3 protein-coding genes are annotated in these 3,281 nt (G+C 65.4%); all 3 read left to right on the top strand.

Annotation, left to right across the window (positions count from 1 at the left end; all coding sequences use genetic code 11):
* Positions 1-189, top strand: a 189-nt coding sequence (locus CMQ96_RS28150) for an oxaloacetate decarboxylase subunit gamma (protein ID WP_098067626.1), incomplete at its 5' end; no start/stop codon positions are given.
* A gap of 15 nt (positions 190-204) precedes the next feature.
* The gene (oadA, locus tag CMQ96_RS28145; protein WP_098067625.1) at positions 205-1,968 is read left to right on the top strand and encodes a sodium-extruding oxaloacetate decarboxylase subunit alpha; all 1,764 of its coding nucleotides are present in this window, start codon (positions 205-207) and stop codon (positions 1,966-1,968) included.
* A 12-nt stretch (positions 1,969-1,980) separates the two neighbouring features.
* On the top strand, positions 1,981-3,281 hold a 1,301-nt coding region (locus tag CMQ96_RS28140), incomplete at its 3' end, for an oxaloacetate decarboxylase subunit beta (protein ID WP_031446345.1).

The raw sequence follows: 3,281 nt of genomic DNA, 5'->3' as shown, positions 1-3,281 counted from the left end.
GTGCTGGCGTTTCTGTTTGTGCTGATTTTCGCCATCCAGGGCATGTCCGCCGCCGTCAACCGCGTCTTCCCCGAACCGGCTCCGGCGCCCAGAGCGGCACCTGCCGCCGCCGCGCCCGCTGACGACTTCGCCCGCTTAAAGCCGGTGATTGCCGCCGCTATCCACCACCATCGCCGACTTAACCCTTAATTCACGGAGGAATCCATGACCGTTGCCATTACCGATGTCGTCCTGCGCGACGCCCACCAGTCCCTGTTCGCCACCCGCCTGCGCCTCGACGATATGCTCCCCGTCGCCGCGCAGCTCGACGACGTGGGCTACGGCTCCCTCGAGTGCTGGGGCGGCGCCACCTTTGACGCCTGCATCCGCTTTCTCGGCGAAGACCCGTGGGTCCGCCTGCGCGAGCTGAAAAAGGCCATGCCGAAGACCCCGCTGCAGATGCTGCTGCGCGGCCAGAACCTCCTCGGCTACCGCCACTACGCCGATGACGTGGTCGAACGCTTTGTTGAGCGCGCCGTCAAAAACGGCATGGACGTCTTCCGCGTCTTCGACGCCATGAACGACCCGCGCAATATGCAGGCCGCCCTGCGGGCGGTGCGCAGCCACGGGGCGCACGCCCAGGGGACTCTGAGTTACACCACCAGCCCGGCCCACTCCCTGCAGACCTGGCTCGATTTAACCGAACAGCTGCTGGAAACCGGCGTCGACTCCATCGCCATCAAGGACATGTCCGGTATCCTCACCCCGATGGCGGCGTATGAACTGGTCAGCGAAATCAAGAAGCGCTATGACGTCAGGCTGCACCTGCATGCTCATGCCACCACCGGGATGGCGGAGATGGCCCTGCTGAAGGCCATCGAGGCGGGCGTGGACGGCGTGGACACGGCCATCTCTTCCATGAGCGCCACCTACGGCCACCCGGCCACCGAGGCGCTGGTGGCGACGCTGGCCGGAACGGAACACGACACCGGGCTGGATATCCTGAAGCTGGAGAGCATCGCGGCGTACTTCCGCGAGGTGCGCAGGAAATATCACGCCTTTGAAGGCCAGCTGAAGGGCACCGACAGCCGTATCCTCGTGGCCCAGGTGCCGGGCGGGATGCTCACCAACCTCGAGGGCCAGCTGAAGCAGCAGAACGCCGCCCACCGTCTGGATGAGGTGCTGGCGGAAATCCCCCGCGTGCGCGAGGACCTCGGCTTTATTCCTTTAGTCACCCCGACCTCGCAGATTGTCGGTACCCAGGCGGTGCTTAACGTCCTGACCGGGGAGCGCTACAAAACCATCGCCAAAGAGACCGCCGGGATTCTGAAGGGTGAATACGGCCACACCCCGGTGCCGGTCAATGCCGCCCTGCAGGCGCGCGTGCTGGAGGGGGCCGCCCCGGTGACCTGCCGCCCGGCGGACCTGCTGAAGCCGGAGCTGGCTGCACTGGAAGCGGACGTGAAGCGCCAGGCGCAGGAGAAGGGCATCATGCTTGCCGATGACGCCATCGACGACGTGCTGACCGTGGCCCTGTTCCCGCAGGTCGGTCTGAAGTTCCTTGAGAACCGCAATAACCCGGCGGCCTTTGAGCCGGTCCCGCAGGCGGAAGAGGCGAAACCTGCCGCTGCCCCGGTAAAACCTGCCGCTTCGGGCATCTACACCGTGGAAGTGGAAGGTAAAGCCTTTGTGGTGAAGGTCAGCGACGGCGGCGATATCAGCCAGCTCACTGCGGCGGCGCCCGTTCAGGCTGCTGCGCTGGCCCCGGCAGGCGCAGGCGCCCCGGTGACCGCCCCGCTGGCGGGCACTATCTGGAAGGTGACGGCCACCGAGGGCCAGACGGTCGCCGAAGGCGACGTGCTGCTGATTCTGGAAGCCATGAAGATGGAAACCGAAATCCGCGCCGCGCAGGCCGGAACCGTGCGCGGTATCGCGGTGAAATCCGGCGACGCGGTCTCCGTGGGCGACACCCTGATGACGCTGGCGTAAGGAACAGGAACCATGGAAAGTCTGAACGCCCTGATTCAGGGCATGGGCCTGATGCACCTCGGCATCGGCCAGGCCATCATGCTGCTGGTGAGCCTGCTGCTGCTGTGGCTGGCGATTGCGAAGAAGTTCGAGCCGCTACTGCTGCTGCCGATTGGCTTCGGCGGCCTGCTGTCGAATATCCCGGAGGCCGGGCTGGCGCTGACCGCCCTGGAGAGCCTGCTGGCGCACCACGACGCCGGGCAGCTGGCAGTGATTGCCGCGAAGCTCAACTGCCTGCCGGACGTTCACGCCATCAAGGAAGCGCTGGCCCTGGCCCTGCCGTCGGTACAGAGCCAGATGGAGCAGCAGGCGGTGGATATGGGCTACTCCGCCGGGGTGCTGGCGGTGTTCTATAAGGTCGCCATCGGTTCGGGCATTGCTCCGCTGGTGATTTTTATGGGCGTCGGGGCGATGACCGACTTCGGCCCGCTGCTGGCCAACCCGCGCACCCTGCTGCTGGGGGCGGCGGCGCAGTTCGGCATCTTCGCCACGGTGCTCGGGGCGCTGACGCTGAACTACTTCGGGATTATCAGCTTCACCCTGCCGCAGGCGGCGGCGATAGGCATTATCGGCGGGGCGGACGGCCCGACGGCGATTTATCTCTCCGGGAAACTGGCGCCGGAGCTGCTGGGGGCCATCGCGGTGGCGGCGTACTCATATATGGCGCTGGTGCCGTTAATCCAGCCGCCGATTATGAAGGCGCTGACCACGGATAAGGAGCGGAAAATCCGCATGGTGCAGCTGCGCACGGTGAGTAAGCGGGAGAAAATCCTGTTCCCGGCGGTGCTGTTGCTGCTGGTGGCGCTGCTGCTGCCGGACGCGGCGCCGCTGCTGGGGATGTTCTGCTTCGGCAACCTGATGCGCGAGAGCGGCGTGGTGGAGCGCCTGAGCGACACGGTGCAGAACGCGCTGATAAATATCGTGACCATTTTCCTCGGTCTGTCGGTGGGCGCCAAGCTGGTGGCGGACAAGTTCCTCCAGCCGCAGACGCTGGGGATTCTGGTGCTGGGGGTGATTGCGTTCTGTATCGGCACCGCGGCAGGCGTGCTGATGGCGAAGCTGCTGAACCTGTTCAGTCACAACAAAATCAACCCGCTGATTGGCTCGGCCGGGGTGTCGGCGGTGCCGATGGCGGCGCGGGTATCGAACAAGGTGGGGCTGGAGTCGGACGCGCAGAACTTCCTGCTGATGCACGCGATGGGCCCGAACGTGGCGGGAGTGATTGGCTCGGCGATAGCCGCCGGGGTGATGCTCAAGTACGTGCTGGCGATGTA

This window comes from Klebsiella sp. MBT K-1, assembly GCF_002556465.1.
GTDB classification, from domain to species: domain Bacteria; phylum Pseudomonadota; class Gammaproteobacteria; order Enterobacterales; family Enterobacteriaceae; genus Klebsiella; species Klebsiella grimontii.
This window is presented reverse-complemented; position numbering and strand designations above follow the sequence as displayed.

Bases quoted from the DNA above. Each gene is read 5' to 3' on its own strand.
- oadA (WP_098067625.1), top strand. From the start codon at position 205: ATGACCGTTGCCATTACCGATGTCGTCCTGCGCGACGCCCACCAGTCC.